The sequence below is a fragment of the Actinomadura terrae genome, assembly GCF_022751215.1.
GTDB classification, from domain to species: domain Bacteria; phylum Actinomycetota; class Actinomycetes; order Streptosporangiales; family Streptosporangiaceae; genus Spirillospora; species Spirillospora terrae.
Window position 1 is genome coordinate 553,167 of the sequence record NZ_JAICDG010000005.1, and the last position, 25,233, is coordinate 578,399.

At 72.0% G+C, this 25,233-nt stretch carries 30 protein-coding genes; 10 read left to right on the plus strand and 20 right to left on the minus strand.

Annotation, left to right across the window (positions count from 1 at the left end):
- Positions 1 to 14: 14 nt before the first annotated feature.
- Together K2F47_RS31510 and K2F47_RS31515 are read right to left on the minus strand one after the other, a co-directional pair.
- Positions 15 to 218, minus strand: coding sequence for a BldC family transcriptional regulator (locus tag K2F47_RS31510; protein WP_242909563.1), 204 nt, complete (start codon positions 216 to 218; stop codon positions 15 to 17).
- Between the two features lie 35 nt (positions 219 to 253).
- A complete protein-coding gene (locus K2F47_RS31515) occupies positions 254 to 718 on the minus strand; it encodes an ATP-binding protein (RefSeq protein ID WP_242909565.1) in 465 nt (154 codons plus the stop codon).
- 248 nt (positions 719 to 966) lie between these two features.
- On the opposite strand from K2F47_RS31515, the gene K2F47_RS31520 reads away from it, so the two are divergent.
- A complete protein-coding gene (locus tag K2F47_RS31520) occupies positions 967 to 2,301 on the plus strand; it encodes an NsdA family TPR-like regulatory protein (RefSeq protein ID WP_242909567.1) in 1,335 nt (444 codons plus the stop codon).
- Here the strand turns inward: K2F47_RS31520 and cutA are convergent.
- The 6 genes from cutA to K2F47_RS31550 all read right to left on the minus strand — a co-directional run bounded on the left by cutA (position 2,264) and on the right by K2F47_RS31550 (position 6,696).
- A complete protein-coding gene (gene cutA / locus K2F47_RS31525) occupies positions 2,264 to 2,599 on the minus strand; it encodes a divalent-cation tolerance protein CutA (protein WP_242909569.1) in 336 nt (111 codons plus the stop codon). The genes K2F47_RS31520 and cutA overlap by 38 nt on opposite strands.
- Positions 2,600 to 2,646: 47 nt before the next feature.
- Positions 2,647 to 3,207, minus strand: a complete 561-nt coding sequence (locus K2F47_RS31530) for a carboxymuconolactone decarboxylase family protein (protein ID WP_242909571.1) — start codon at positions 3,205 to 3,207, stop codon at positions 2,647 to 2,649.
- Positions 3,204 to 4,079, minus strand: coding sequence for an MBL fold metallo-hydrolase (locus K2F47_RS31535; RefSeq protein WP_242909573.1), 876 nt, complete (start codon positions 4,077 to 4,079; stop codon positions 3,204 to 3,206). The genes K2F47_RS31530 and K2F47_RS31535 overlap by 4 nt, the downstream gene beginning before the upstream one ends.
- 12 nt (positions 4,080 to 4,091) lie before the next feature.
- Positions 4,092 to 4,793: a hypothetical protein gene (locus K2F47_RS31540; protein ID WP_242909574.1), complete on the minus strand. Its 702-nt coding sequence runs from the start codon at positions 4,791 to 4,793 to the stop codon at positions 4,092 to 4,094.
- Between the two features lie 141 nt (positions 4,794 to 4,934).
- Positions 4,935 to 6,335 carry a DEAD/DEAH box helicase gene (locus tag K2F47_RS31545; protein ID WP_242909575.1) on the minus strand — a complete coding sequence of 467 codons (1,401 nt, stop codon included), beginning with the start codon at positions 6,333 to 6,335 and terminating at the stop codon, positions 4,935 to 4,937.
- Positions 6,336 to 6,492: 157 nt separating this feature from the next.
- A complete protein-coding gene (locus K2F47_RS31550) occupies positions 6,493 to 6,696 on the minus strand; it encodes a cold-shock protein (protein ID WP_067460243.1) in 204 nt (67 codons plus the stop codon).
- A 376-nt stretch (positions 6,697 to 7,072) separates the two neighbouring features.
- Here K2F47_RS31550 and K2F47_RS41010 point away from each other — a divergent pair, with 376 nt between their 5' ends.
- Positions 7,073 to 7,207 carry a hypothetical protein gene (locus K2F47_RS41010; RefSeq protein WP_272497693.1) on the plus strand — a complete coding sequence of 45 codons (135 nt, stop codon included), beginning with the start codon at positions 7,073 to 7,075 and terminating at the stop codon, positions 7,205 to 7,207.
- A gap of 53 nt (positions 7,208 to 7,260) precedes the next feature.
- On the opposite strand, the gene K2F47_RS31555 is transcribed toward K2F47_RS41010, so the two are convergent.
- Positions 7,261 to 7,770, minus strand: coding sequence for a GAF domain-containing protein (locus K2F47_RS31555; protein WP_242909576.1), 510 nt, complete (start codon positions 7,768 to 7,770; stop codon positions 7,261 to 7,263).
- Between the two features lie 227 nt (positions 7,771 to 7,997).
- Positions 7,998 to 8,384, minus strand: coding sequence for an STAS domain-containing protein (locus K2F47_RS31560; protein WP_242909577.1), 387 nt, complete (start codon positions 8,382 to 8,384; stop codon positions 7,998 to 8,000).
- A gap of 350 nt (positions 8,385 to 8,734) precedes the next feature.
- Between K2F47_RS31560 and K2F47_RS31565 the strand changes: the two genes are divergently transcribed.
- From K2F47_RS31565 to K2F47_RS31580, 4 genes are all read left to right on the plus strand, one after another.
- Positions 8,735 to 9,712, plus strand: coding sequence for a phosphotriesterase family protein (locus tag K2F47_RS31565; protein ID WP_242909578.1), 978 nt, complete (start codon positions 8,735 to 8,737; stop codon positions 9,710 to 9,712).
- The gene (locus K2F47_RS31570; protein WP_242909579.1) at positions 9,709 to 10,767 is read left to right on the plus strand and encodes a phosphotriesterase family protein; all 1,059 of its coding nucleotides are present in this window, start codon (positions 9,709 to 9,711) and stop codon (positions 10,765 to 10,767) included. The genes K2F47_RS31565 and K2F47_RS31570 overlap by 4 nt, the downstream gene beginning before the upstream one ends.
- A 36-nt stretch (positions 10,768 to 10,803) precedes the next feature.
- The gene (locus K2F47_RS31575; protein WP_242909580.1) at positions 10,804 to 11,598 is read left to right on the plus strand and encodes an enoyl-CoA hydratase-related protein; all 795 of its coding nucleotides are present in this window, start codon (positions 10,804 to 10,806) and stop codon (positions 11,596 to 11,598) included.
- Between the two features lie 260 nt (positions 11,599 to 11,858).
- On the plus strand, positions 11,859 to 12,068 hold the full coding sequence (locus K2F47_RS31580) for a hypothetical protein (protein WP_242909582.1): 210 nt from the start codon (positions 11,859 to 11,861) through the stop codon (positions 12,066 to 12,068).
- Positions 12,069 to 12,070: 2 nt separating this feature from the next.
- Here K2F47_RS31580 and K2F47_RS41570 read toward each other — a convergent pair whose 3' ends face one another.
- The 4 genes from K2F47_RS41570 to K2F47_RS31600 all read right to left on the minus strand — a co-directional run bounded on the left by K2F47_RS41570 (position 12,071) and on the right by K2F47_RS31600 (position 15,879).
- Positions 12,071 to 12,742, minus strand: a complete 672-nt coding sequence (locus K2F47_RS41570; protein ID WP_242909584.1) for a response regulator transcription factor — start codon at positions 12,740 to 12,742, stop codon at positions 12,071 to 12,073.
- The gene (locus K2F47_RS31590) at positions 12,727 to 13,941 is read right to left on the minus strand and encodes a hypothetical protein (protein WP_242909586.1); all 1,215 of its coding nucleotides are present in this window, start codon (positions 13,939 to 13,941) and stop codon (positions 12,727 to 12,729) included. The genes K2F47_RS41570 and K2F47_RS31590 overlap by 16 nt, the downstream gene beginning before the upstream one ends.
- Entirely contained in the window at positions 13,934 to 15,112 is a 1,179-nt protein-coding gene (locus tag K2F47_RS31595) for a sensor histidine kinase (RefSeq protein ID WP_242909588.1), read from the minus strand. Before K2F47_RS31595 ends, K2F47_RS31590 begins: the two co-directional genes overlap by 8 nt.
- A gap of 170 nt (positions 15,113 to 15,282) precedes the next feature.
- Complete coding sequence (locus tag K2F47_RS31600; protein ID WP_242909590.1) at positions 15,283 to 15,879, minus strand: LmrA/YxaF family transcription factor; 597 nt, start codon at positions 15,877 to 15,879, stop codon at positions 15,283 to 15,285.
- 95 nt (positions 15,880 to 15,974) lie between these two features.
- Here K2F47_RS31600 and K2F47_RS31605 point away from each other — a divergent pair, with 95 nt between their 5' ends.
- The 3 genes from K2F47_RS31605 (at position 15,975) to htpG (ending at position 19,778) form a co-directional block, all read left to right on the plus strand.
- Positions 15,975 to 16,868: an NAD(P)-dependent oxidoreductase gene (locus K2F47_RS31605; RefSeq protein ID WP_242909592.1), complete on the plus strand. Its 894-nt coding sequence runs from the start codon at positions 15,975 to 15,977 to the stop codon at positions 16,866 to 16,868.
- 105 nt (positions 16,869 to 16,973) lie between these two features.
- On the plus strand, positions 16,974 to 17,867 hold the full coding sequence (locus tag K2F47_RS31610; RefSeq protein ID WP_308198494.1) for an SAM-dependent methyltransferase: 894 nt from the start codon (positions 16,974 to 16,976) through the stop codon (positions 17,865 to 17,867).
- A 21-nt stretch (positions 17,868 to 17,888) separates the two neighbouring features.
- Positions 17,889 to 19,778, plus strand: coding sequence for a molecular chaperone HtpG (htpG, locus tag K2F47_RS31615; protein ID WP_242909593.1), 1,890 nt, complete (start codon positions 17,889 to 17,891; stop codon positions 19,776 to 19,778).
- Between the two features lie 51 nt (positions 19,779 to 19,829).
- Here htpG and K2F47_RS31620 read toward each other — a convergent pair whose 3' ends face one another.
- The 3 genes from K2F47_RS31620 to K2F47_RS31630 all read right to left on the minus strand — a co-directional run bounded on the left by K2F47_RS31620 (position 19,830) and on the right by K2F47_RS31630 (position 21,635).
- Positions 19,830 to 20,258 (minus strand): cold-shock protein, encoded by a 429-nt coding sequence (locus K2F47_RS31620; RefSeq protein ID WP_242909595.1) that lies wholly within the window; start codon positions 20,256 to 20,258, stop codon positions 19,830 to 19,832.
- A gap of 194 nt (positions 20,259 to 20,452) precedes the next feature.
- Positions 20,453 to 21,331 carry a phosphorothioated DNA-binding restriction endonuclease gene (locus K2F47_RS31625; RefSeq protein ID WP_242909597.1) on the minus strand — a complete coding sequence of 293 codons (879 nt, stop codon included), beginning with the start codon at positions 21,329 to 21,331 and terminating at the stop codon, positions 20,453 to 20,455.
- Between the two features lie 22 nt (positions 21,332 to 21,353).
- Positions 21,354 to 21,635: a PGPGW domain-containing protein gene (locus tag K2F47_RS31630; RefSeq protein WP_242909598.1), complete on the minus strand. Its 282-nt coding sequence runs from the start codon at positions 21,633 to 21,635 to the stop codon at positions 21,354 to 21,356.
- A 136-nt stretch (positions 21,636 to 21,771) separates the two neighbouring features.
- On the opposite strand from K2F47_RS31630, the gene K2F47_RS31635 reads away from it, so the two are divergent.
- Positions 21,772 to 22,299, plus strand: coding sequence for a PH domain-containing protein (locus K2F47_RS31635; RefSeq protein WP_242909599.1), 528 nt, complete (start codon positions 21,772 to 21,774; stop codon positions 22,297 to 22,299).
- Positions 22,300 to 22,302: 3 nt separating this feature from the next.
- Here the strand turns inward: K2F47_RS31635 and K2F47_RS31640 are convergent, their stop codons facing one another.
- From K2F47_RS31640 to K2F47_RS31650, 3 genes are all read right to left on the minus strand, one after another.
- On the minus strand, positions 22,303 to 23,373 hold the full coding sequence (locus tag K2F47_RS31640) for an NAD(P)/FAD-dependent oxidoreductase (RefSeq protein ID WP_242909600.1): 1,071 nt from the start codon (positions 23,371 to 23,373) through the stop codon (positions 22,303 to 22,305).
- A 260-nt stretch (positions 23,374 to 23,633) separates the two neighbouring features.
- Positions 23,634 to 24,365 (minus strand): isocitrate lyase/PEP mutase family protein, encoded by a 732-nt coding sequence (locus K2F47_RS31645; protein ID WP_242909601.1) that lies wholly within the window; start codon positions 24,363 to 24,365, stop codon positions 23,634 to 23,636.
- A gap of 138 nt (positions 24,366 to 24,503) precedes the next feature.
- Positions 24,504 to 25,208: a peptidylprolyl isomerase gene (locus tag K2F47_RS31650; protein ID WP_242909602.1), complete on the minus strand. Its 705-nt coding sequence runs from the start codon at positions 25,206 to 25,208 to the stop codon at positions 24,504 to 24,506.
- Positions 25,209 to 25,233 lie beyond the last annotated feature (25 nt).

The following is a 25,233-nucleotide window of genomic DNA, read 5'->3' on the forward strand; positions in this document are numbered from 1 at the left end:
CCATTCGGCCTTCCTTATGCCTCACGGCGTGTGATGTCTCGCGCGAGTAGTTCGCGTACAGCCTTTTCGGGATAGCGGCGGTGGCCGCCCAGGGTCCAGACGTGGGGGATCAATCCGCGCTGGGCCCACCGGTTGACGGTCTTGGCGTCCACGCGAAACATGACGGCGACCTCCGCAGGTGTGAGCAGCGCATCAATTTCCGTTGTCTTTTGTGGCATGGTCGGGGGTTCTCCGGTTGAAGGTCTTGGGGAACTCAGGGAAGGGAAAGCCGCCGGACGGAGGAGATGCGCAGCACTGCCCACACCGTCTTCCCGCCACGCTCTTTTCTCATACCGTGGTCCCGGGAGAGTTCCTCCACGATGGCCAAGCCCCAGCCGTGCGGGTCGGGCGCGTCGTCGGGAACCGGTCCGGCGGGCATCGTCAGATCAGGCACGCCCTTCTTAGGCTCGCCCTTGGAGCGATCGTGTACCTCGATATGGAAGCCGTCCCGTCCGACGAACATCCGTAGTGTGATCGGCTTGTGGGTCGCCTTGATCGAGTTGGTGACGAGTTCGACGGCCACGAGTACCGCGTCCTCGGTCGTCTCCACGCCGATGTTGTAGGTGCTCGCCGCAGCCCGCACCAAGCACCGGACGCTCGGAATCACACTCGGCGTACTGGCCAGCTTGTGCCGCACCGCCAGGGGCGAGAATCGCGTGTCGTCCAGAGTCGTGGTCACCGACCTCTCCTTGAACAAAGGCTGGAGCAAAACGGCCATGCGTATCTTGACCCCAGAACAGTCCACATTCCGACATTCCCCGACAGGTCGGGCTCCTTGATCAGCGAAACGGCGGGGTCCGTCGAGCTGATGAATGAAAGAAACCACTCCACAGGACGCGAGTTCTAGTTCAAAATGGCGGATGTAGAAGGACGCGAGCGGATGTCAGCGGACATCGTCCAGGTGAGACATCGGACGGAGGCGTGCCGGTGAGCGATGATGGACAGGTGGAGCTGGCCAACGAGATACGGCTTCTCCTGGAGCGGAAGATCTGGTCCCAGGATCACCTGGCGAGAGAGATGCGGGATGCCGCGACCCCCAAGGAGCGCGCACAACTACCCTCCATCGACTCGATCGCTCGCCGGATACGGGCGCACCAGAGTGGCGCGCCCGTGGGACGGGTCTACGCGGAGTTGTACCGGCGCCTCTTCGCCCGGTACTCAGAGGTCTTCGATCCCGTACCGGCCACGGGCCCAGAGGAACTCGTAGATCCCCTATTACTCGCCTGGACTGTAGGAAGGCTGGGTCAGCGCGTGGACAGAAGATCGTTGTTCCAACTCGCCGCCATCGCGGCGGCGGGATCCAGCGCCCTTGAGCCCGGCGAGCGCCTTCTTCGAGCGCTCACCGGAACCCATCGTCCGGACATCGAGACCGTCCGACATCTGGAAGCTCGAACCCGTGGCTTCCACAGGATCGAGGAGCATCTCCCCGCCAAGCGGCTGTATCCGGCTCTGCTGACCCACATCAACGAGATCAGCTCACTCCTGGAGGCCAATCGCGACGAGGAGTTGCGTCATCGCCTCGCGATGGCGGCAGCGGAGTCGGCCGTCCTGGCCGCATGGTTCGCTTGGGAACTGGGAGATCCGCACCGAGCGGGAGAGCAGGCTCATCTTGTCGGAGTCGCCGCGAAGCAGGCCGGGGATGCCGCTTCCGCGGCCTGCATGACCGGCTATCAGACCTACATGACCGGCGGGGACCACGCTGTGGGGGTCCAACTGGCCTCAAGCGCCCTGGAACGGCTGGGGGATGCCGATGCGGCGACGAGAGCGTGGCTTCTCGCTCGGAAGGGCGAGGAATCCGCTCTCCTCGGGGACCGTAGGACCGCCCTGGAGTCCATCAGGGAGGCCGAAGACGTCTACGCAGGGGCCGACCACAACGCACGACCGTGGACCTGCTTCCTTGACCAGGCTCGATTCGCCTCCATGTGCCTTTCGGTCTACTCCAGAGTGCGCGAAGAAGATCGGGCCGTGGACGCCAGTGGCCGGGTCACGGCCTTCATGGGACCCGGCGTCGAGACCAAAAAGCTCTGTGTGGTCCAGGCGGACCTGGCACTGTCCTTTTTCCGTCTCGGAGACGTCTCCGAAGCCGTGAACTGCGCGCGCTCGTCGCTGGAGGCGACCACCGCCATGGCGGCCCCACTCGGGTGGGACCGCCTCGACCACGTCGTGGACGAGTTCTCCGCCAGCACGGCGCAGGCCGCGAACCGGTTCCGCGAGGAGTACTCGGCTAGCCGTCCGAAGACGGAGCCGCCGTCTCTTCTTTGATCCAGGTCAGGTACTCGCCCAAGCCCCCGACGATCGGCACGGCCACGATTTCGGGGGTGTCGTACGAATGGTTGGCCTTGACGCTGGCGATCAGTGCGTCAAGACGCTCGTCGGTCGTCTTCATGGCGATGAAGAACTCTTCGTCCTTCTCCAGCTTTCCCTGCCACCAGTAGGTGGACGTGATCGGCCCGCTGATCTGGGCACAGGCAGCGAGCCGTTCATTGACCGCGGCCTGGACGACCTTCTCTGCCTCGTCCCGGCTGCCCGCCGTGACGTGCACTTCAAGGTTCTGAGCCATGTTCGAACCCTAACCCTGTCCCAGCCGGGCCTCGTCCGGTTGCGGCGTTAACTCTGGGGGGCGGTGGTGGGGAAGCCGGGGAGGCCGGGTTCGGGTTGGACGCCTACGGTCTTCAGCATGACGGCGACTGCCCAGTAGCGGCCTACGACGGCGATCAGGTCGATGAGCTGGGCGGTGTCGTAGCGGCGGGAGAGCGCCTGCCAGGTGTCGTCGGAGAGGCGGCCGTCGTCGTGGAGTTCGTCCACTGCTTGTAGGAGGAGCTTCTGGAACGCCGTCCAGCCTTCGGCGTCGGGGCCGTGGGGGACGCGTTCGATCTCCGCGTCGGTGAGGCCGGCGGCGCGGCCCATGCGGGTGTGCTGGCCGAAGGCGTACTCCGAGCCGCGTCGCCAGACGATCCGCAGGATCGCCAGCTCGCGGTCGCGGCCGGGCAGCGACGAGGCGTTCAGCAGGTACTCCTGGAGCGGGCGCTGCGCCTTCATCAGGCCCGGGTTGTGCGCCCATGTCCGGCCGACGTGCATGTTTCCGGTGAACGCGGCGTCGCCGAACAGTTCGCGTTCGAGCGCCTGGTACTGCTCGACGGGGAGCGGGGCGATGCGGGGTTCTTTCACGAGAGTGTCCCAAGGTCGTTTCGGACGGCGGTGCGCAGGGCGCCCGCCGGGTCGCGGTCAAGGTCGACGGCGGTGGGGATCGGGAAGTGCGGCGCGAGGATCGTCGCGTTCCGGTCGGCGGCGAGCGCGGTGATCCGCTCGCGGCTGCGGAGCGACTGGACCGGGTCGTGGTCGACCCTCGGCAGCCAGCAGTGGTGTTCCAGGTGGACGGGGTGATGCGCGAGGTCGCCGACCAGCAGCGCGGTCTCGCCCGCGGAGGCCACCATCACCGACACATGGCCTGGGGTGTGGCCAGGTGTGGGGAGGATGGTCATCTCGTCGGAGAGCGGCAGCTCACCGGTGAACGCGTGCAGGCGTCCGGCGCCGGTGACCGCGCGCAGGCGGGGGCGCGCCTTGGTCGCGAACTCGCGGTTCACCGGGATCTCGTCGACCTCGTCGCTCGTCCAGTAGTCGACCTCGCGCTCGTGGACGTAGACGGTCGCGTTCGGGAACGTCAGCGTGTTCGCGTCGTCCTTCACCAGCCAGCCGCAGTGGTCGGCGTGCAGGTGCGTCTGGACGATCCGGTCGACGTCGCCGGGCTCCACCCCGAGCTTCGCCAGCGTCGCGGGCAGCTCGCCCGCGCCCGCCATCCCCGGGATCTCGCCCGCGCGGTGGCCCCAGCCGGTGTCGACCAATGTCACATGGCCGTCGCCGGTGACGAGGAAACCGCCGAAGGTCACGGTGAACGGCGTGTCGGGGTCGGAGACGCCCACGGCGGGCATCCACTCCGCCGGATCGACGCCGTGGAACCAGTACCGGCTCGACCGCTGCGCGACCCCGTCACTGATGTGCGTCACCCGCATGCGGCCGACATCGAGCGTCGCCGAGACCACGTCCCACCACCCCTATCCCATCCGCTGATATTTGACCCGCCATCGCACTCGGCGTTCTTCCCACGCGCGGGGGCCCGGTGTGAGGGCGACACCCGTCGGGGGTGGGGGCGCCTTCGCCTCTTCCGCCTCGTAGACCGCGTTGTAGGCGGGGCAGCCGGGCGCGGGATGGCTGAACTCGTGCCAGAGCTGGAAGCGGCTCCCCCGGTCGTAGCCGAAGTTGGCGACGACCTCCGGGAGGTGCGTTTGTGTGTAGAAGTCGTCGAACTCCGCGACCTCGGCGGGCGAGGCATCGGCGGCCGGGTCCATGCCGATCATGGCGATGCGGCCGGGTGTGAGGTCGGTCACGCCGGTCGTGCCGGTGTTCCGCCAGATCATCCGCCACAGGATCGTGATGCGGTCCCAGTCGGGGCCCGGCGTGTAGGCGACGCGCTGCTCTTCGGGGCCGTCCAGGCGGGCGAGGAAGCGGCGCGCGGACTCCTCGCCGTCGATGCCGTAGACCGCCAGGAAGCGGGGGACGCCGTCGCCCGCGCCGCCGGAGTCGGTCAGCTCGTAGCGCGCGGCGCTGACGAACCCCTCGTTGAGGGCGACGACCTCGCGCAGGTGGACCTCGTCGTAGAAGTCGGCGAGTGCGCGCTTCTCACTCTCGGGCGCGTCCGGACGGGTGTTCAGCCCCACCGCGTGAAAGAACGGGCAGCTCAGCGGTTGTACACCCATGGGACCGTCGCCACCTCCGCTCCGGCCGCGCGGGCGGAGACATCGTTCGAGCAATCATTCAGAATGAACCATACATTCTGCACCATGTCAACGGCATGCGAAAGCACCCCGCCGGAGAGGCGGGGTGCCGGTAACGCGAGGTCAGGTGTTGTTGGACGAGGCGCCGCGCCGGGGCTTGCGGCGGCGCGGGCGCCGCGCCTGGCCGGACGGTGCGGCGGCGGGCCTGGCAGCCGCCTTGGCGGCCGGCTTGCTCGCCGGGCGGGCGGGTGCGGCGACCGGGGTGCCCGACGGTGCCTTGGCGCCGGTGATCCGGGCCAGTTCCTCGTCGCCCGGACGGACGCGGGTGGTGCGCGGCGCGATCCCGGCGGCCGACATCATCGCGTCCACCTCGCGGCGCTGGTCGGGCAGGACGAGCGTGACGACGGTCCCGGACGCGCCGGCGCGCGCGGTGCGGCCGCCCCGGTGCAGGTAGTCCTTGTGGTCGGCGGGCGGGTCGACGTTGACGACGAGGTCGAGGTCGTCCACGTGGATGCCGCGCGCGGCGACGTTGGTGGCGACCAGGACGGCGACGTCGCCGGTCTTGAAGCCCTCCAGCGTGCGGTTGCGCTGCGACTGGGTCTTGCCGCCGTGCAGCGCCGCGGCGAGCACGCCCCGGGACCGCAGCTTGCGGACGAGCCGGTCCGCGCCGTGCTTCTTGCCCACGAACATGATCACGCGGCCGTCGCGGGCGGCGATGTGCGCGGTCGTCTCCAGCTTGTCGGTGTCGACGACGTGCAGCAGGTGGTGCTCCATCGTCGTGACCGCGCCCGCGAACGGGTCGACGGAGTGCGTCACCGGGTCGTCCAGGAAGCGGCGGACGAGCGTGTCGACGTTCCGGTCGAGCGTCGCGGAGAACAGCATCCGCTGCCCGCTCGGCGGGGTCTGGTCGAGGAGCCGGGTGACCTGCGGCAGGAAGCCCATGTCGGTCATCTGGTCGGCCTCGTCCAGGACGGTGATCTCCACGTCGCCGAGCCGGCAGTCGCCGCGCTCGATCAGGTCGGCGAGGCGGCCGGGCGTGGCGACCAGGACGTCGGCGCCGCGTTCGAGCGCGGTGGCCTGGCGTGCGATCGGGAGGCCGCCGACGACGGTGACCAGCCGCAGGCGGACCGCGTCCGCGTACGGGGTGAGCGCGGTGGTGACCTGCTGCGCGAGCTCGCGGGTCGGGACGAGGACCAGCGCCAGCGGGCGCCGGGGCTCGGCGCGCCGGCCGTTGAGCCGGGCGAGTGTGGCGAGGCCGAACGCGAGGGTCTTGCCGGAGCCGGTGCGGCCCCGGCCGAGGACGTCCCGTCCGGCGAGGGCGTTCGGGAGCGTCGCCGCCTGGATCGGGAACGGGTCGGTCACGCCCTCGCGGGTCAGCGCCGCGAGCAGGGCGGACGGCAGCTCCAGCTCGGCGAACGAGCCGACCGGGGGCAGCGCGGGACGGGCGGGGCGGGCGGGACGAGCGGCACCAGTGGGGCCGCTGTGATGAGTGGAACGGCGGCTGCGGGTGGCGGATCGAGGCATGGAACCTTCCTCAGTGATGGCGCGTGTCGAGGAGTGCTCCGCTGCGCGGGACCGGCCTGGGGCCGGGCGAAGAAATCTCAAGAACGAACCGGGAGACGATGTACGCCGGAACGGCGCGGACGGGCCGAGGCCCGCCCGCGCCGCGCCGTACAGGGTGTCAGGCGGGGACGATGTTCTCCGCCTGGAGGCCCTTCTGGCCCTGGGTGACGTCGAACGACACCTTCTGGCCTTCCTGGAGCTCGCGGAAGCCCTGCGCCGCGATGTTGGAGTAGTGGGCGAAGACGTCAGCGCCTCCGCCGTCCTGCTCGATGAAGCCGAAACCCTTTTCGGCGTTGAACCACTTGACGGTGCCGGTGGCCATGGTGATCTCCTTTTGGCTCAGTCCGGGCCCCACACCTTGTGGGCCCGCGGACGCCGCGATGGCCCATCCGGAAGATCCGAACAACAAAAATGCGCCTGAGGTGAAACCAGCAGGCGCACACAAATGTCTATGGGAACCGCAACATCGTGGAGACTACCACATGACCGCGGGGCCCCTCCACCGGAGCGTCCTGGAAGCCCCTCTGGCCCCCTCGGACGCAACGAATTCGCCAAGCGGTCACCGATCGAGGCCCCACCACGGCCCGGACAGGCGCATACTGGCGCTGATGAGACCCCCGCGAGCCGCGCAGCGGCGACACCTGCCCACCAGTCCCTTCAAGCCACCGCCACCGGCTCCGCCAGTCAAGGAGTTCGCCGTGGAGGACCGCGTGACCCACGACAAGTACGGCCTCGGCCGTGTCGTCGAGGTCGAGCGCGACGCCGTCTTCGTCGACTTCGGCACCCGCAAGGTGCGGATCCCGGCGCCGTACGCGAAGCTCTTTCCACTCTGAGGCCGGGCCCTTCACCGCTCGCAGGTCCCGGCCGCCGGTGCGGCACCGCGCGCTCAGGAGCACGTCCTGGGCGCCGGGGCGGGCCCGGTCTCGCGGCGTTCCTCCGCGAGCCCGGTCGCGCGGCGTTCCTCCGCGAGCTCGATCAGTCGCGCCGACATGTCGGCGAAGAGCATCAGGTCCCGGGCGACGGCCGTCGTGAACGGCGACGCGCCGGGCCGGTCGACGACCGCCAGCACCCCGCGGGTCGCCTCGCCCGTCTCCAGCGGGAGCATCAGCACGGGCCCCGGCGGAAGATCGCTGAGCCCCTGGTCGACGGCGATCCGCGAGGAGAGGGCCCGCCGTGAGCTGAACACGCGTCCGATCATCGACCGGCCGCGCCGGACGGTCAGCCCGCGCAGCCGGTCGGCGCCGGCGCCGACCGCGACGTCGATCCGCAGCGTGTTGCCGCCGTCCTCGGCGGGCAGCGCGACGAACGCCAGCGGCGCCCGGGCCATGGCGCGGGCGTGCTCGGCGACGAGGTCGAGCGCCTCCGCGGGCTCGGCTCCGGCGAGGATCGCGGCCATGAGGTCGAACGTCGCCGCGAGCCGGTGCCGGTCCTCGGCGGGCCGCGCCGCCGCCGGCCGCCAGCTGATCGGCGGACCTCCGGGCCCCGGACCACCCCGCGAAGCCGCACCGCCCTCTGAAGGCGCGGCGCCCCCTGAAGGCGCGGCGCCGGGCGGGGGCACGGGGTCCTGCCGGGTCTCCTCGTTCGGCCGGGACGCCTCGGGCGGCGTCCCGGTTCCCGGCGTGTTCAGGCCGCGGCCGATCCGCCGCCGGGCCCGGCGAACCCGGCCGCGGCGACGGTGCCGTGCACGCTGAAGTACCGGTCCAGGCCGCTGACCCGCAGCAGCTTCGCGAGCTGCGGGCGGGGGGCGGCGAGCACGACGGCGGCGCCGTCGCGCTCCGCCCGCCGCCGCGTGCCGACGAGGAGGGCGAGGCCGGAGGCGTCGCAGAAGGTCACGTCCGAGAGGTCGATGACGATGAGGGCGCCCGGGTCGCGCAGGGCGATCCGCAGGCCCTCCCTCAGCGACGGGGTGGACGCGACGTCGAGTTCGCCGTGGATGGCGACGACGATGGCTCCCGGGCGGCGCTCGCGGCTCAGCACGGTCGGGGATGCGGGACGATCGGCGCTGGTCATGCTGGTGTCTCCGATCCGGAGTACGCGACCGCCGGGTCCGGACGCCATGGCGCGGACGGCGTTGCCGGCATCCGGGCGGGATGGTGTCGGGGCGTCATGGGCGCCGGGCCGATCCGGACCCTTCAGGAGGCCGCGTAGTGGCGAACCAGGGGGAAACGGGCTTGGCCGCCCGCGTCGAGAACCCCTTGTCCGCACCCGAGCCTACGCCCTCCGGGGCCGCGGGGCGGGACGCGCGAGGCGGGGCGGCTCGCGCGGGCAGGTGGACGCCCCTTTATGCTCACGCAGGCGGGACGCGGTTTTCGGTGCCGCGCGGCTTATGTCTGTGAGCGAGGAGAACCGGTGGAGTCTCGATGAGCGCGCCCGACACACCCGAGGCGGCGGCCGGGCGGGTCATGACCGTCACCGGGCCGGTCGCCCCGGACGCCCTCGGGCACACCGTCACCTCCGTCCACGTGGTGAGCGACATGGACGGCGACCGGAACGGCGGGGACGTCGACGACACCCCGGTCGGCATCGGGTCGCTCGGCGCGCTCAGCCTGGGCGCCGCGAACCGCGACAACGCGCGGCTGACCGAGGAGAACGCGGCCGCCGAACTGGCCGACTTCGCCAAGCTCGGCGGCGGGACGGTCGTGGACGTGACCGGCGCCGGTCGCGGCCGCGACCCGCTGGCCCTGGCGCGGCTCGCCCGCACGACCGGCGTGAACGTCGTCATGGGCTCCTCCAGGGGCTTCGCGAACGAGATCGTCCGCGAGATCGTGGACGGGGTGGACGGCGTCCGCGCGGGCGTGATCGGCAAGATCGGGACGCTCGACCCCGACCGCGCGGCGCACCGGGCCGTGGCGGCGTGCGTCGCCGAGGCCGCCCGCCGGACGGGCGCGCCGGTGCTGATCGACCGCGCCGCGACCCCGGAGGCGACGCACCGCGTCCTCGACCTGCTGGACGGGGTGGACCCGGCACGCGTCGCCGTGGGCGCCTGCGACACCTTCGCCACCGACCCGGACGCGCTCGCCTCGCTGGCCGAGCGCGGCGTATCGGTCCAGTTCGACCGGCTCGGGCGGCTCACGAACGTCTACACGGAGGTCGACGACCAGGACGTCGCCGCCGCCGTCCTCGCGCTGGCGGGGCAGGGCCACGCCGACCGGGTGCTGCTGTCCCCCGGCGTGTCCCGCAAGATCGACCTGAAGGGCTTCGGCGGCGGCGGGTACGGGTTCGTCGTCCAGCAGTTCGTCCCCTTCCTGCGGTTCCAGGGCGCGGACGACGCGCTCGTGCACGCCCTGACCGAGGCGAACCCGGCGCGCTGGCTGACGATCACGGAGGAACGCCGATGACCATCCCCAACCTCGCCGGCCGGGTGCTGACGGTCGCGGGACCGGTCGACCCGTCGGCGCTCGGCCCGACGCTCATGCACGAGCACCTGTTCCTCGACCTGCGCCGTCCGGCCCACGCGCTGCGTCCGGGCGAGGACTCCCCCGAGGCGCTCGAACCGCTGACGCTCGAGAACCTGGCCCGGACGCGGCACGGCGGCGTCAACGCCGACAACGACGTCCTCGCCGACTTCGAGGAGATGCTCGCCGAGGTCGGCGAGTTCCGGCGCGCGGGCGGCGGCACGATCGTGGAGGTCACGAACCTCGGGATCGGCCGCGACCCGGCGTCGCTGCTGAAGATCGCGCGGGCCAGCGGCCTCAACGTCGTGATGGGCGCGGGCTGGTACACGCCGACGTTCCACCCGCTCGACATGGACGACCGGTCCGTGGACGAGCTGGCCGAGGGCATCGTCCGCGACGTCGTCGAGGGCGCGGACGGCACCGGCGTCCGCGCCGGGATCATCGGCGAGATCGGCGCCGAGACCGCGCCGCTGACGCCGAACGAGCTGAAGAGCGTCCGGGCGTCGGGGCGGGCGAGCCGGATCACCGGCGCGCCGATCTCGTTCCACGTCGGCGGGGTCGGCGAGGAGAAGTTCGCCGTCCTCGACATCCTGGAGGACGAGGGCGTCGACCCCGCGAACGTCGTGTTCGGCCACGCCGGGGACATGGCCGTCGACCTGGACTTCGCCCGGCGCATCCTCGCGCGCGGCGTGTTCATCGAGTTCGACTTCCTGACCTCGCCGGGCAGCCCGTGGGGCCATCTCGTGCTGATGAGCGACCACAAGGTCGCGCGCGGTATCGCGAACCTGGTCGCGGAGGGCTATGCCGGGCAGATCGTGCTCGGCCACGACGTCTGCCAGAAGATCCAGCTCAAGCGGTACGGCGGGCAGGGCTACAGCTACATCCCCGACCACTTCCTGCCCGCGCTGCGGCGGCTCGGCGTCGGCGAGGACGCCCTCCACGCGATCATGGTGGAGAACCCCGCGCGCGCCCTGACGTTCACCGCGCCCGCCCCCTGATCCGGGTCGGCTCGGACGGTCCGTACGCTGGCACCCGTGGCCGAGCAAAGGATCTTCAGCCCCGGCGTCAACGCGGCCGCCGACGGCGACATCGGGTGGATCACCGTGAGCAATCCGGCGCGGCACAACGCGCTGTCGATCCGGATGATGGACGCGCTCGGCCGGACGCTCGACCGCCTCGACGCCGACCCCGGCGTCAAGGTGATCGTCGTGCGGGGCGGGGGCACCGCCGCGTTCGCCGCCGGGGCCGACATCTCCGAGTTCGAGGCGGAGCGGTCCACGGCGGAGGCGCGCCGCCGCGCGGACGGCGCGATCACCGACCTGTTCGGCACGCTCGACCGGCTCGCGACCCCGCTCATCGCCATGATCCATGGGCACTGCCTCGGCGCGGGGCTGGCGCTCGCGCTGGGCGCCGACATCCGGATCGCCGACGACCGGGGCCGGTTCGCGATCCCGGCGGGACGGCTCGGCCTCGCGTATCCGGTGCCGCTCGTCCACGCGCTGGTCCGGGCGGTGGGGCCCGGCCACGCGGCCGAGATCCTGTTCACGGCGGCGCCGCTCGACGCGGCCGAGGCGCTCCGCGCGGGGCTGGTCAACCGCGTCGTCGCGTCCGGCGAGCTGGAGGAGGTCACCCGCGCGACGGCGGAGCGGATCGCGGCCAACGCGCCGCTGTCGGTCCGGGCGGCCAAGACGGCGATCAGGTCGGCGGCCGACCCGGCACTGGCGGCGGCGGCCGAGCGGCTCGTCGAGGAGTGCGCGGAGTCCGACGACGCGCGCGAGGGACGGCGGGCGTTCATGGCGAAGCGTCCCCCGCGTTTTACCGGCCGCTGACCCCGCTGACCAGCCCACCGAGCGCATGACCCCCGAACGGCTGTCATGACAATCGCGCCGACATGATCGAAGAATGGGAAGGGCCCGCCGCGCGGAGCGCGGGCCCGGCCGGTACGGGGGGTCGGGGCCGTATCCCAGGGTTCTCCGCTGCTCGACGATGGAGAGCGTGGCGACGGGCATCGGACCGTCCCCTGAGTAAGGGCGGTGACCATGCGCGAGCGCTGTCGGAAGTCTCGCCGGACGGCACGGCGGGCGAGCCGATGAGACTGCGGGAGCGCGGGCCCGAGATCGGGCCCGACCGCGAGGTCGTCGCCGCCCGGACCCTGGACGGGGCGACTCCGCTCCTCCGGACGGTGGGCGTGACACGGGTCGCCGGCCGCAACCCGGCGCCGGGTCACGCCTACCGTCCGGACCTGCCCGTCTCCCGGGCGACGGGGACCGGCCTGCGGGAAGACGAGGAGGCGACCTGACGCTACTCGCCCAGGATGCCGTCGCGGCGCGCCTCCCGGTAGAGGTCGACCCGCGTCGGGGCCTCGCGTCCGGCCCTGGCGTACTTCTCCCTGGCCCGCTCCAGGTACTGCTTGACGGTGTGCTCGCTGATCCCCATCTGGCGCGCGACCCCGGCGCGGGTGAGGCCGCCGAGCCACAGCCGCATCGTCCGCAGCTCCTGGTCGGAGAACCTCGGCGGCGCGAGACCCGACGCGAGGCCCGACCCGTGCTCGGACGCGCCGAGCATCGCGGCGGCCTGCGTCGGCGAGGTGTAGGACTCGCCCGCCGCGACGGCGAGGATCGCCTCGATGAGGTGCCGCCGCCCCTCGCTGGTCTCCTTGGTGATGTAGGCGCGGGCGCCCGCCAGCTCCGCCCGGTAGATGATCTCGGGCTCGGCGTGCTGGGAGAACACCACGATCCGGCGGCCGCGCGCGGCCAGCTCCGCGATCTGGTCGAGCACCAGCTTCCCGTCGATCCGCAGGTCGATGACCAGCACGTCGGCCGTCGCGGCCGGGCCGCGGTCGAGATCGTCCAGATGGGTCGCGGTATGGACGATCTCGACCCGGCGCAGCGGGTCCTCGGCGATCCACGTCTGGATTCCGGAGAGCACGACGTCCTGGTCGTCGATGACGGCGATGGTCACGTCCGGTGCCACGACACCTCCACCCACAGCAGATCTCCGTCGAGATCGCTGGTGACGGTGACGTCGCCGCGCACCTCGTACCGGGGGACGACCGCGTCGGTGCCAGCCAGCACCGACACGCTGACCCGGTCGGTACCCTCGGGGACGATCGTGACACGGGCGTGGCCGCGCGCCTTCGCCAGCACGGCCAGCGGGACCTCGGCGATGGCGGAGGCGGTCCGCTCGTCGATCCCGGTCAGCTCGCCCACCCGCACGACGTCGACGACGACCCCGCGCCGCATGACCTCGTCGATGCCCGGACGCAGCGCCTGGAGCAGCGGGTCGGGGATGTCCTCGTGCTCGGCGAGCAGCTGCCGCAGCATCGCCTCGGCGGTCGCGCACCGGCCGCGCACGGCGGGCTCGGCGGGATCGACGACACCGGCGGCGAGGTCGCGCAGGATCGGCGCGATCAGCCGGCGGACCTCCTGGTACCGGTCCTGGCGCGCCCGCGCGACCTCGTTGATCACGGCCTCGCGGCTCGCCATCCGCCAGCGCGCCGCCGCCGCGGTCGCGGCCATGCCGCCGCTGTACCGGAACACCCGCGCCCCGGCGATCATCGCGAGCTGGATGCTCGCCGACGCGTACAGCAGCGTCACGAACCCGGCGACGCTGTGCCGGTCGTAGGTGCCGGTGGCCAGCAGCACCGTGAGGACGATCGCGCCGTTGGTCCCCTGGAACGCCATGAGCCTGCTCAGCGGCCGGTGCAGCAGGAGCAGCACGCCGATCAGCCCGGTCGTGGCCCACGTCCAGTTCACCTTCAGCAGCAGGTCGCCGGGGCAGTTGACCGCCATCGCGAGGCCGCTGGCGAGGGCGACCGCGGCCAGCGGGCCGACGACGGCGGGGCCGTTCCTCCCGCGCAGCAGCGCGACCGCGCCGACGACGATGACCAGTAACTGGAGCCCCCACACCGCCACGGCCGCCGCCGGGAAGCGGTACTCGTGCAGGTAGACGAGCAGCGCCGCGCCCGCCGCGCCCAGATGCCACAGCGCGACCGTGATGACGGTCGCCACGTCGAACGCGCGGTGGAAGCCGGCCGCGAACGGCGCCGCCGCGACATGGTCGCCGACCGCCGCGCTCCGCTCGGCCGCGGTCTCGTCGCCCACCGCGCCGTTCGCCGTGCCGTTCGCCCGGCCGCCCACCACCCGCCGGGCGAAGATCGCCAGCTCAGCCATGCGGCCACCGCAACATGACCACGGTGCCCTCGCCCGGACGCGACTCCACCAGCGCCGTCCCTCCGACCATCAGCATGCGCTCCCGGATCGAGCCCCGGATGCCGTGCCGCTCCCCCGGGACGAGCGACGGGTCGAACCCGCGTCCCTCGTCGGCGACCGTGACCGTCATGACCCCGTCCGTCCCCGCCTCGGCGCGGACGTGCGCCCGCGCGACCCCGGCATGGCACGAGACGTTGCGCAGCGCCTCCCGCGCCGCGCCGGTGAACGCCACCGCGACCGGCTCGGGGACCATGAGCGGCACGCCGCCGGTGCTGACGTCCGCCGCGACGAGCGAGGCCAGCTCCGCCGCCAGCCCCGCGAGCCGCTCGCCGAGGTCGACCGACGGCGGGTCGCCGGTCAGCGGGGACACCGAGAACTCCTCCAGCACGTCCAGCGCGGCCTGCGCGTTGCGCGCCAGCACGGGCGAGTCGCGCTGGACGGCGCCCGAGGCGACCATGACCAGCGTCGCGAGCACCGAGTCGTGCATCTCCGAGCGGTGGTGGCGCTCGTCGGCCCGGCGGGCCGCCTCGACCATCGCCTGCCGCCGCGCCCGGTCGCGCTCGGCGACGACCGCGTCGGCCCGTCGGCCGCCCCGGCGCAGCAGCCACATCAGCGCGTTGACGACGACGGTCTGCACGAACAGGATGCGGACCTGGCTCGTCTCCGCCGGGACGCCGATCATGTACGCGGCGGTGACGACCGCCGCCATCGCCAGCCCGCCCAGCTGCGACAGCGCCAGCTGCGTCACGTAGATCGAGGTGCTGGCCAGCATGATCGCCCAGGTGGTCTCGTCGAGCACCGCGCTCACCGGGACGAGCCTGTCCTGGACGAGCAGCACCAGCGAGACCACCACCGTGTCGGCGGCCATCAGCCCGAACGTCAGCCCGCGTCCGGCGGCCCGCGCGGCGAAGACCACCGCCCACACCGCCAGCCCGCCGAGCACCCACGCCTGCCAGGCGCGCGAGACCCCCGCGTCCTCGCCGATCAGCGCCGCGACGATCGACGCGAGCACTCCGCCGCAGCGCAGCGCGATCGTGAACCGCAGCACCGTGCGCCGCAGCGCGTAGTCCGTGGGCCCCGGCCGCGCCCTCGGCCGGTCACCCGCACCCAGTCCGACACGCCATGCAACCATCAGCCACGTCCGAACGATCGTCCCGACACCTACGCAGTGGGCCCACCGGGGGCATACGCAGTATGCCGCGCCGATGTCCGACTCGACGTCTGATCAACGAATAAGTGCCCGCGATCGGTACGGGTGGTCGCGGTGAAAAAACCACCGCGGATCCGGCCGCGAGGGCGATGTCAGCCGGGTCGGACGACGCACGAGTCCAGGTAGGGGCCGAGCTCGCGCGCGACGGTCCGTAGCGGGCGGACGTCCCGCTCGGCCCGCGCCATCAGGATCGCCCCCTCCAGCGCGCCGACCATCAGCGTCGCGAGCCCGCCCGCGCGCCGGGCCGGGACGCCCATCGCGGTCAGCTCCCGCGCGATCGGACGCCGCCACGCCGCGAACGCCTCGGCGGACGCGGCGCGCGTGGACGCGACGGACTCCGCGCAGTCGACCGTCGCCGCCGCGACCGGGCACCCCCGCTCGAAGCCCGCCGAGGTGTACTCCTCGATCCACTGCCCGACCATCGCCGCGAACAGCCGGGACGGCGCCGGCCGCGCCATCGCCGCCATGAACCGGGCGACGCGCTCGCTCGCGTACCGTCCGGCCCACTCCACGGCCTCGTTCACGAGCTGTTCCTTGCCGCCCGGGAAGTAGTGCTGGAGCGATCCGCGCGGCGCCCCCGCGTGTACGGCGACATCGCGCAGGCCCGTCGCGGTGACCCCGTCGCGGCGGATCAGCTGCGCGGCGCTGAACACCATCCGCTCGCGCGGCCCCCGCTCCCGCTCCGCCATGATCCTCCGCTCGAAAGAAGGTCTCGAAGGCTATTGCCGCCTTCACCTGGGCCATTATCATGACCGTTGTCATAACTCGCAAGGAGGCGGTCGGCATGGGCGTTGCTCCGTGTGTCGGGTTCATCGGACTGGGCGTCATGGGGCAGCCCATGGCCCTCAACCTCGCCCGCGCCGGAACCCCGCTCGTCGTCTGGAACCGCACCCCCGCGCGGTGCGAGCCGCTGCGCGCGGCGGGCGCGGAGGTCGCGGCGGACCCCGCCGAGGTGTTCCGGCGGGCGCGCGTGGTGTTCCTGATGCTGGCGAACGGGCCCGCGATCGACGCCGTCCTCGGACGCGGCACACCGGAGTTCGCCGCGAACGTCTCCGGGCGCGTGACCGTCCACATGGGGACGACGTCGCCGGAGTACTCGCGGGGCCTGGAGGCCGACATCCGCGCGGCGGGCGGGGAGTACGCGGAGGCGCCGGTCTCCGGCTCGCGCGGCCCCGCCGAGGAGGGGCGCCTGGTCGCGATGCTGGCGGGCGAGCCGTCCGCCGTCGCCGCGGTCCGCCCGCTGCTGCCGCCGATGTGCCACCAGACCTATCCCTGCGGGGGCGTCCCGAACGCGCTGCTCATGAAGCTCTCGGTCAACATCTTCCTGATCACGACGGTCACCGGGCTCGCCGAGTCGTTCCACTTCGCCGCCCGGCACGGGCTGGACGAGCGGCTGCTGCGGGACGTCCTCGACGCGGGCCCGATGGCGAGCGCGGTGTCCCGGGCGAAGGGCGGCAAACTCCTCGACCGCGACTTCGGCGTGCAGGCGTCCATCGTCAACGTCCTCGACAACAACCGCCTCATCGCCGAGGCCGCGCGGGCGTCCGGCGTCGCCTCGCCTTTGCTGGACGTCTGCCACGCCCTCTACCGCGAGACCCTCGCCCTCGGGCACGGCCGTTCGGACATGGCGGCCGTCGTGCACGCGATCGAATCCCGCACCGCTCTCACGGAACTGTGAATCGGCGCGACCTGTTGCCCCGTTCCCGGCTCCCCGGCGTCCCGGCCGTGCCATGTTTGTCGTCCGACATCGCTCGGCCTTTCATGTGACGGGTGGGAGGTTGCCGTGGGCGACGACTCGTTCCTCTGGCACGCCACGGGAAATGATCTGATGACCGGGATCGACATGTCGATCCCGCATTCGGCGCGTATCTGGAACTACTGGATGGGCGGTAAGGACCACTATCCCGTCGATCAGGAGGCCGGCGACCGTTTCGCCGCGATCTATCCCGGGATCATTGACATGGCCCGGACGTCCCGGTACTTCATCATGCGGGTCGTCCGCCACCTCACCGCGGCGGAGGGCGCGCGGCAGTTCCTCGATATCGGGATGGGCCTGCCGAGTCACGACAACACCCACGAGGTCGCCCAGCGGGTCGCGCCGGACGCGCGCGTCGTGTACGTGGACAACGATCCCCTCGTCCTCGCGCACGCCCACGCGCTTCTGACGGGCGCGGACGCGGGCGGCACCGACTACTTCAGCGCCGATCTCAACGACCCGGAGTCGATCCTCGCGACGGCCCGCACGAAGCTCGACTTCACCCGTCCGGTCGCGCTCATGCTGATGAAGGTCCTCGGCCATATTCCCATCACCGAGGGCGACGGGCGGGCGCTGTCGATCGTCCGGACGCTCAAGGACGCGCTGCCCCCCGGCAGTTGGCTCGCGCTCTACGACGGCACCGCCACCGACCCCGCCTACGCCAAGGCGACCCGCCTTTACAACCGGGGCGGATCGGCGCCCTATCATCTGCGCGGCCCCGATCAACTGCGCCGTTTCCTGGACGGGTTCCAGCTGCTTTCACCCGGGTTCGTCCAGATCCCGCGCTGGCGGCCCGACCCGAGCCCGTTCCGGCCCGCCGATCAATGTGACGCGTGGGGCGGCGTGGCGAGAAAGGCGGCCGCGGGCCCCGTCCGGGATGGGAGGCCTGGATGGGAAGCCGGTCATTTGACCGCGCCCTGACCGAATTCTAATCTCACTCCAATGACGGCGCAGACGACCGAAGAGACCTTCACGTTCCAGGCCGAGGTGGCACAGCTTCTCGACCTGATGGCCCACTCGCTCTACAGCAACAAGGAGATCTTCCTGCGCGAGCTGATCTCGAACGCGTCCGACGCGATCGACCGGCTGCGCTTCGAGCGGTTCTCCCGTCCCGAGCTCGCCGAGGACGGCGCCGACGACCCGGAGATCCGCGTCGGCTACGACCGCGACGCGGGCACGATCACGATCTCCGACAACGGCATCGGCATGAGCCGGGACGAGGTGATCGGGAACATCGGCACGATCGCCCGCTCCGGCACCGCCGAGTTCCTGCGCAACCTGAGCGGCGACCAGCGCGGCGACTCCGCGCTGATCGGCCAGTTCGGCGTCGGGTTCTACTCGGCGTTCGTCGTGGCGGAGCGCGTCGTGCTGACGACGCGGCGGGCGGGCGCGGCGGCGGCGGAGGGCGTCCGCTGGTCGTCGGACGGCCGGGGCGAGTACACGCTGGAGGCCGTCGAGCGCCCCGAGCGCGGCACGACGATCGTCCTGCACCTGCGCGACGGCGAGGACGACCTGCTGAACGGCCACCGGCTGCGGACGATCGTGCAGCGCTACTCCGACCACGTCAGCGTGCCGATCGTCATGGCGTCCGAGGACGCGGACTCCGCCGAGGAGACGACCGTCAACCAGGCGTCGGCGCTGTGGGCGCGGCCGAAGAGCGAGCTGTCCGAGCGCGAGTACCACGACTTCTACCGGCACCTCGGCAACGACTTCGCGGACCCGCTCGCCTACGTCCACGCCAAGGTGGAGGGCCGGTACGAGTACACGCTGCTGCTGTACATCCCCTCGCAGGCGCCCTACGACCTGTGGGTCCCGCAGGCGCGGCGCGGGCTGCGGCTGCACGTCCAGCGGATCTTCATCCTGGAGGACACCGGCCAGCTCATGCCCGCCTACCTGCGGTTCGTGCGCGGGATCATCGACTCCAGCGACCTGCCGCTGAACGTGTCCCGGGAGATCCTCCAGGGCAGCCGCGCGGTCGACCACATCCGCTCCAGCGCGGTCAAGCGGGTGCTGAAGCTGCTCAAGGACATGGCCGAGAACGAGCCGGAGAAGTACGCGACGTTCTGGCGGAACTTCGGCGCCGTCCTCAAGGAGGGCATCGCCGACGACTACGCCAACCGCGACGACATCGCCGAGCTGCTGCGCTTCACCACCACCCGGTCGGCCACGCAGGACGCGGACGTCTCGCTGCGCGACTACGTGAACCGCATGAAGGACGGCCAGGACAAGATCTACTACCTGCTCGCGCCGACCCCCGCCGCCGCGGCCGCCAGCCCCCACCTCGAGGTGTTCCGGGAGAAGGGCATCGAGGTACTGCTGCTCGGCGAGGCCGTCGACAACTGGGTCGTGACCGGCCTCGTGCAGGAGTTCGACGGCAGGCGGCTCCAGTCGGTCGCGCAGGGCGTCCCCGACCTCGGCGACCTGGCCGAGGACGCGGAGAAGGAGGCGGCGAAGCGCGCCGGCGAGGAGTTCGCCGACCTGCTCGCCAAGCTGAAGACCGAGCTGGACGGCCAGGCGCACGACGTGCGGGTCACGACCCGCCTCACCACGTCCCCCGCGTGCATCGTGGGCGACGAGGCGGTCACCGACCTGACGCTCGCGCAGCGGCTGCGCGGCTCGGGCCTGCCGAACCGCCCGGTGCTGGAGATCAACCCCCGGCACCCGCTGATCGAACGGCTGAACCGCCGCCAGGACGACCCGCGCCTGGCCGACTGGGCGCACGTCCTGTTCAACCAGGCCGTGCTCACCAGCGGCGCGATCGTCGAGGACCCGGCCGCGTTCGTCGGCCGCCTCAACGACCTGCTCGTGGCGCTGGCCGCGGACCCCGCCTGACCGGTCGCCCGACCCGCTGCGGCCTCCGCCGGGGGCACCCCCGGCGGAGGGTCAGCCCTCGACCCAGCCGTACTTCTTGGCGAGGGCGAGCAGGCCGCGCCGCAGCTTGACGATCTGCGCGCCGGTCAGCTCGGGTTCGTCGCGCAGCAGCAGCTCGGTCAGCTCCTGCGTGAACTCCTCCTGTGACAGGACGTCGCAGAGCCCGTCGTCATCGTCGCGGTCCAGCACGGGACCCCGGTCGAGCGACCGCACCGGCGGCCGGGACACCGGGTCGGCCTCCAGCGCGCGCACGGCGAACGCCTTCAGCCCCCGCTCCCCCTGCGTCACCTCGAACTCGACGGGCGTCCCCGGGGAGAACACCGCCTTGTCGTCGAGCAGCTCGTTGGCGTGGACGAAAACGTCCTCTCCGCCACCGTCCGGCACGATGAATCCGTATCCGCGGAAATCGTCGAACCTGAGAACCTTGCCCGTCTGCGTCATGACCACCCCTCCGCAAAACACACGACGCCTGCCCGTCCACTACACAGCCGGGAACCGTCCAGGCGCGGAATCCGTGTTCCCCCGTTTACGCGGCGCGCGCGGTGCCCCCCTGGCGACGCCCCCCGGGCATCACGCCGATATCCTAAGCCAACCGCCCGCCGTCCGCCGCGTTCCGTTCGAGCCGGGCTTATCGATCAAGCCGCGCGCGGCTGCCGCGCCGGACGGCGGAACACCTGCTCGGTATGCCATTCGATGTGCCGCGCCTCGACCGGCGGCAACCCCGCCTGCGGTGCCCGGACGGGACGTCCCGCGAGATCGAGAACCTGCCGGTGGGACGCGGGCGCGCGGGCGATGTACTTGCGCGACACGGTGATCACGCGGTCCCCCGTGAGCCCCATGACGCCCCTGTCGAAAAGGCGGTGATGCAGCGCGCACAGGCAGATTCCGTTGTCGAGCCGGTCGGGGCCGCCGTAGGTCCTCCACCGCACGTGCGCGGCGTCCAATCCGACGGCGATTCCCTCCAGCCAACCGTCATAACCGCAGAAAGCACAGGAGAATTCGTACGCCTCCAACACCTCCGGACGAAACGCCGGATCGCGCCCCGCGGGCAGCACCGGAGCGTCGAGATCCAATCCGATCATCTGGCAGATGTCGGCGTGCAGGGACGGCGCGAAATTGGCGTCGAGCAGCGCCCGGACGAGCCTCGGCAACAACTCCGGATCACGCTCAAGGGCGGCGGCGAGGTCCGGATGCAGCCGCCCGCTGGCCCGCGTCGAGCGCAGCGCCCCGAGCCCCGGCCCCGGGCTGCCGCCGCCGTCCGCGGTCGTGACCTGCCACAGCCCGTCGTCGTTGGCGAGATGGTGGAACGGATACCCCGGGCTCGTCGGACGCGGCGGGCCGAACTCGCGCAGCAGCCGTCCGAGGTCGTCCTCCAGCGCGGCGAACTCGATCGCGCGCGGACCCCGGTCGTGGAAGCGTCCGAGGGCGTACAGGAGCAGCAGCGGCTTGTGCGGAGCCCGCACACCGTCCCGCGAATGCCGGCGGACATTCAGGACACGTTCGACCCACTCCACGCCAGCACCCTAACGCCAGGGATCAGGAGCGCTTCACCTTGCGCCAGGCGGTGCGCAGGTACCCGCGGACACGGTCGTTGACGCGGCGCGCGGCGGGGAACTCGGTGCCCAGCAGCCCCAGCCCGGCAAGGATCGCCACCACGCCCGGCCCCGGCAGCACCAGCATCACGACACCCAGCACGATCAGCCCGAGGCCTCCCACGGCGACCGCGACCTTGCGCAGCAGCCGCAGCGGCGTCGCCTTCGCCTTCGCGACCGGGACGGCGTCGGTCCCGGCGGTCTGATCGGACATGGTCACGGTCATGGGGACCTCCTTGATCGCCTTACCGATTCCGACGAACGGGACGCCGCCTTCGACCCCGACTGTGTCCAGAGCCACACCGCAGAGGTGCCTTTCCGGTCCATGTACGGGAGCGGTGCGATATGCCAGGATGCGCGCCATGGGTTTTGCTGACCGCTACCTGGCCGAGGACGAGTCGCTGGTGCACGCCACGCGCCAGCACTGGACCGAGATGGTCGGCGAGTTCGTGATCCTGTGCCTGGTCTGGATCGTCGCGGGCGTGCTGCTGTGGGTGATCCCGTCCGGTGAGAGCTGGGGCCGCGTCGCCGACTACGTCGTGCTCGGCGTGGCCGTGCTGCTGTCGCTGTGGTTCTGGCTGATCCCGCTGCTGCGCTGGCGCGGCACGGTCTACATCCTCACCACCAAGCGGATCTACAAGCGCAGCGGCTTCCTGACCAAGACCGGACACAGCATCCCGCTGATCCGCGTCAACGACGTGGCGTTCCGGGTGACGCTGTGGGAGCGGATCTGGCGGTACGGGACGCTCGACATCCAGTCCGCGTCCGAGCACGGCATGCTGCGGCTGAAGCGCGTCCCCGATCCCGAGGGCCTGAAGTCCAAGATCTACCAGGCCGTCGACGAGGAGCAGCACCGCCACCAGACGGGCCCGGGTCAGGGTGTCTACTAGGTCTTAGGCCGCGGCGGGGCCCTGACCTCGGGGGCGGAAGGGTTCCAGGCCGGGGTGGGGGCGGCCGGTGATGATCTCTTCGGCGAGGAGGCGGCCGACGAGCGGGGCCAGGACGATGCCGTTGTGGCTGACCGCCTCGTGGTAGCCGGGCAGGCCGCGGACCGCGCCGATGCTCGGGAGGCCGCCCGCGGGCACGACGCGCTGGCCGATCCTCGGCCGGACGACCGCCGCGTGCCCGAGGCGCGGTAGCACCCGGGCGGCGCGCATCAGCAGGTCGTGGGTGAGATCGCGCAGGTCGGTGCCGTCGTCCAGGCGCCGGTCGACCGTGCTCGACCTGATCAGGACGCGGCCCGGGCCGTCCGGGCGGAGGGACACCTCGGGCGAGTGGACGATGTGGCGCAGCGTCTCGCCGGGGATCGCGACGGTCAGCAGCAGCCCGGGGCTGCGGGCCAGGGTCAGCGACGTCCCGGCGCGGGCGGCGATCGCGGGGGCGCCCTGGCCCGCCGCGTTGACGACGACGTCGGCGCTGAGGACGCGGCCGCCGGCGGTGGTGACCGTCCAGCTCGTCCCACCGCGGGCGAGACCGATGACCGGTGTCTCGGGACGGACGACGGCGCCGTGGCGGGACGCCAGCTCCAGCAGGTGCCGGGTGAGCGTGACCGCGTTGACCCAGCCCTCGGCGGGGGCGTGCAGCACGCGGCCCGGCAGCCGCGCCACCGGGCCGAGCCTGGTCCCCGAACGCCACGCGAGCGGGTATCCCCAGGACTGGTAGCGCTCGGCGCGGCGGGTCAGCTCGCACTCGTCGTCGGAGAGGAGGACCGATCCACAGGGGTGGTACCAGTTCGCCAGCGGCGTCTCGGACGCGAGCCTGGCGTGCTCGTCCATGCCCGCGCCGTTGAGCCGGAAGTAGTCGTGCGGCTCCTTGTCGAACGCGCTCAGCCGGGAGAACGTGACCCCGGTCGCGCCCCGGGACGGGCGGCCCGCCTCCACGATCTGGACGCTCGCGCCCGCCCGGGCCAGATGGTGCGCGACGGCCGCGCCCATGATCCCCGCGCCGATCACGACCGCCCTCACCGCGTGCCTCGGAAGCGGTCGGCGCCCGCCGTCACCTGAGTCATCGAACGCATCCCATCCGCAGCTCGGACCATGACCGCGAGCGGCGCTAGTTTACGATCTGTTGATGATTGACTACCATACGTGCATGATACCGAGGCGGCGGCTTGGCGCAAGGCGTGACGGGAGGGGCATCGGCGACATCGGCGCCGCCGCGCGGGACGCAGCGCCCGGCGGCGGGGACGCGGCGTCCGGTGCGAGCCCGGACGCCGCGCGCACGATCACCGGTAGGGGTCCTCCTTGGCGAGCACGCGCCCGGCGAACTCCTTCAGCGCCGCCAGCGCCTGGTGGTAGGGACGCGGGCCGTACGACACGCGCGCCACCCCGGCCGCGGCGAGGTCGGCCAGCGACGTGCCGGGGAACTGGTTGGCGTTCACCGGTCCCGGGATGCCCTCGACCAGCGCCGGTACCGCGTCCAACGGCGCCCCGATCGTGTACACGCAGTCGGCGCCGGCCTCCAGGTAGAGGCGGCCGCGGGCGGTCGCGTCCGCGACCGGGTCGGCCGCCTTGGCGATGAACGAGTCAGCCCGGGCGTTGATCACCAGCGCGTCGCCCGCCGCCGCGCGGACGGCGGCGAGGTAGGCGGCCTGGGTCTCGGGCCGGGCCAGCCCGTCCGCGTAGGTGTCCTCAAGGTTGCAGCCCGCGGCGCCGATCGCCAGGAGGCGGTCGACCAGTTCGGCGGGCTCCAGCCCGTAGCCCGCCTCCGCGTCCACGGTGACCGGCACGTCCGCGACGCGGATCACGCGGCCGGCGGCGGCGAACATCTCCTCGGCGGGCGCCACCTGGTGGTCGGGGTAGCCGAGCATGGCGGAGATCGCGGCGCTGGCGGTGGCCAGCGCGGGGAAGCCGGCCTCCTGGACGGCCCTCGCGCTGCCCGCGTCCCAGACGTTCGGCAGGAGCAGCGGGTCACCGGGGCGGTGCAGGTCGCGCAGGCGCCGGGCGTGGTCGGTCATGGTTCTCCCTCAGTCCGTTTTCAGGGGGACAGGGCAGGAGGGCCGTGTGTGACAACCCTGCCCGCCCGTCCTTACCGAAGAACCAAAAGAGACGGCCCGAAACTCCCGCCGAGCGCCACGAACACCGCTCAGCCCCGCTCAGCCCCGGGCGAAGACCTTGTAGATCCGGACGGGCTTGGCGGGCTCGCCGTCCTGCGGGCCGTTCTCGCCGGGCTTGATGCCGCCCTTCACGATCCGGTCGAGGACGTGCAGGCCGTGCGTGACCTTGCCGAGCACGGTGTAGGCGGGCGGGATGTTCGCGTGCGAGTGGACGAGGAAGAACTGGCTGCCGTTGGTGTCGGGCCCCCAGTTGCCCATCGCGACCGTCCCGCGCCCGTAGGTCTCCTTGCCGGTCAGCTCGTCGTCGAACTTGTACCCGGGGCCGCCCTTCTCGGCGGCGTAGATGTCGCCGCACTGGAGGACGCCGAGCCGCGCCGAGTTCGTCAGCCGCCAGCACCGCGTGTGGTCGTAGAACCGCTGCCGGGTGAGGCTCGCGAAGTTGTGCACCGCGCACGGCGCGTTCCCCCGGTCCATCCGGATCGTGACGACGCCGAAGTTCGTGAGGAGGACGACGTCGACCTTCCCCCGGGCGCGCGCCTTCGAGCGGGGCGCGTGCACGGGCTTGGCGGCCGGGTTGTCGGGCGTGGGCGTGAAGACGCACCGCACCTGACCGTGCCCCAGCGAGGCGGGGGCCGCCTGCGCGGGGGACGCCTGCGTCGGGGACGCCTGCGCGGCGCCCGCCGGGGCGAGCGCGGCGGCGAGGGCTGCGGCCAGGGTGGCGGGGACTGTCCAGCGCGGTCTCATGCCGTCCCACCGTAGTGATCGTCCG

Coding starts and splice junctions, on each gene's coding strand:
- K2F47_RS31550 (WP_067460243.1), bottom strand. CDS start 6,696: ATGGCCACCGGCACCGTCAAGTGGTTCAACGCCGAAAAGGGTTTCGGC.
- K2F47_RS31645 (WP_242909601.1), bottom strand. CDS start 24,365: ATGACCGACCACGCCCGGCGCCTGCGCGACCTGCACCGCCCCGGTGAC.
- htpG (WP_242909593.1), top strand. CDS start 17,889: ATGACGGCGCAGACGACCGAAGAGACCTTCACGTTCCAGGCCGAGGTG.
- K2F47_RS31650 (WP_242909602.1), bottom strand. CDS start 25,208: ATGAGACCGCGCTGGACAGTCCCCGCCACCCTGGCCGCAGCCCTCGCC.
- K2F47_RS31590 (WP_242909586.1), bottom strand. CDS start 13,941: ATGGCTGAGCTGGCGATCTTCGCCCGGCGGGTGGTGGGCGGCCGGGCG.
- K2F47_RS31605 (WP_242909592.1), top strand. CDS start 15,975: ATGGGCGTTGCTCCGTGTGTCGGGTTCATCGGACTGGGCGTCATGGGG.
- cutA (WP_242909569.1), bottom strand. CDS start 2,599: ATGGCTCAGAACCTTGAAGTGCACGTCACGGCGGGCAGCCGGGACGAG.
- K2F47_RS31560 (WP_242909577.1), bottom strand. CDS start 8,384: ATGACCAGCGCCGATCGTCCCGCATCCCCGACCGTGCTGAGCCGCGAG.
- K2F47_RS31580 (WP_242909582.1), top strand. CDS start 11,859: ATGAGACTGCGGGAGCGCGGGCCCGAGATCGGGCCCGACCGCGAGGTC.
- K2F47_RS31570 (WP_242909579.1), top strand. CDS start 9,709: ATGACCATCCCCAACCTCGCCGGCCGGGTGCTGACGGTCGCGGGACCG.
- K2F47_RS31620 (WP_242909595.1), bottom strand. CDS start 20,258: ATGACGCAGACGGGCAAGGTTCTCAGGTTCGACGATTTCCGCGGATAC.
- K2F47_RS31630 (WP_242909598.1), bottom strand. CDS start 21,635: ATGACCGTGACCATGTCCGATCAGACCGCCGGGACCGACGCCGTCCCG.
- K2F47_RS31565 (WP_242909578.1), top strand. CDS start 8,735: ATGAGCGCGCCCGACACACCCGAGGCGGCGGCCGGGCGGGTCATGACC.
- K2F47_RS31540 (WP_242909574.1), bottom strand. CDS start 4,793: ATGGGTGTACAACCGCTGAGCTGCCCGTTCTTTCACGCGGTGGGGCTG.
- K2F47_RS31555 (WP_242909576.1), bottom strand. CDS start 7,770: ATGGCCGCGATCCTCGCCGGAGCCGAGCCCGCGGAGGCGCTCGACCTC.
- K2F47_RS31600 (WP_242909590.1), bottom strand. CDS start 15,879: ATGGCGGAGCGGGAGCGGGGGCCGCGCGAGCGGATGGTGTTCAGCGCC.
- K2F47_RS31595 (WP_242909588.1), bottom strand. CDS start 15,112: ATGGTTGCATGGCGTGTCGGACTGGGTGCGGGTGACCGGCCGAGGGCG.
- K2F47_RS31510 (WP_242909563.1), bottom strand. CDS start 218: ATGCCACAAAAGACAACGGAAATTGATGCGCTGCTCACACCTGCGGAG.
- K2F47_RS31635 (WP_242909599.1), top strand. CDS start 21,772: ATGGGTTTTGCTGACCGCTACCTGGCCGAGGACGAGTCGCTGGTGCAC.
- K2F47_RS31545 (WP_242909575.1), bottom strand. CDS start 6,335: ATGCCTCGATCCGCCACCCGCAGCCGCCGTTCCACTCATCACAGCGGC.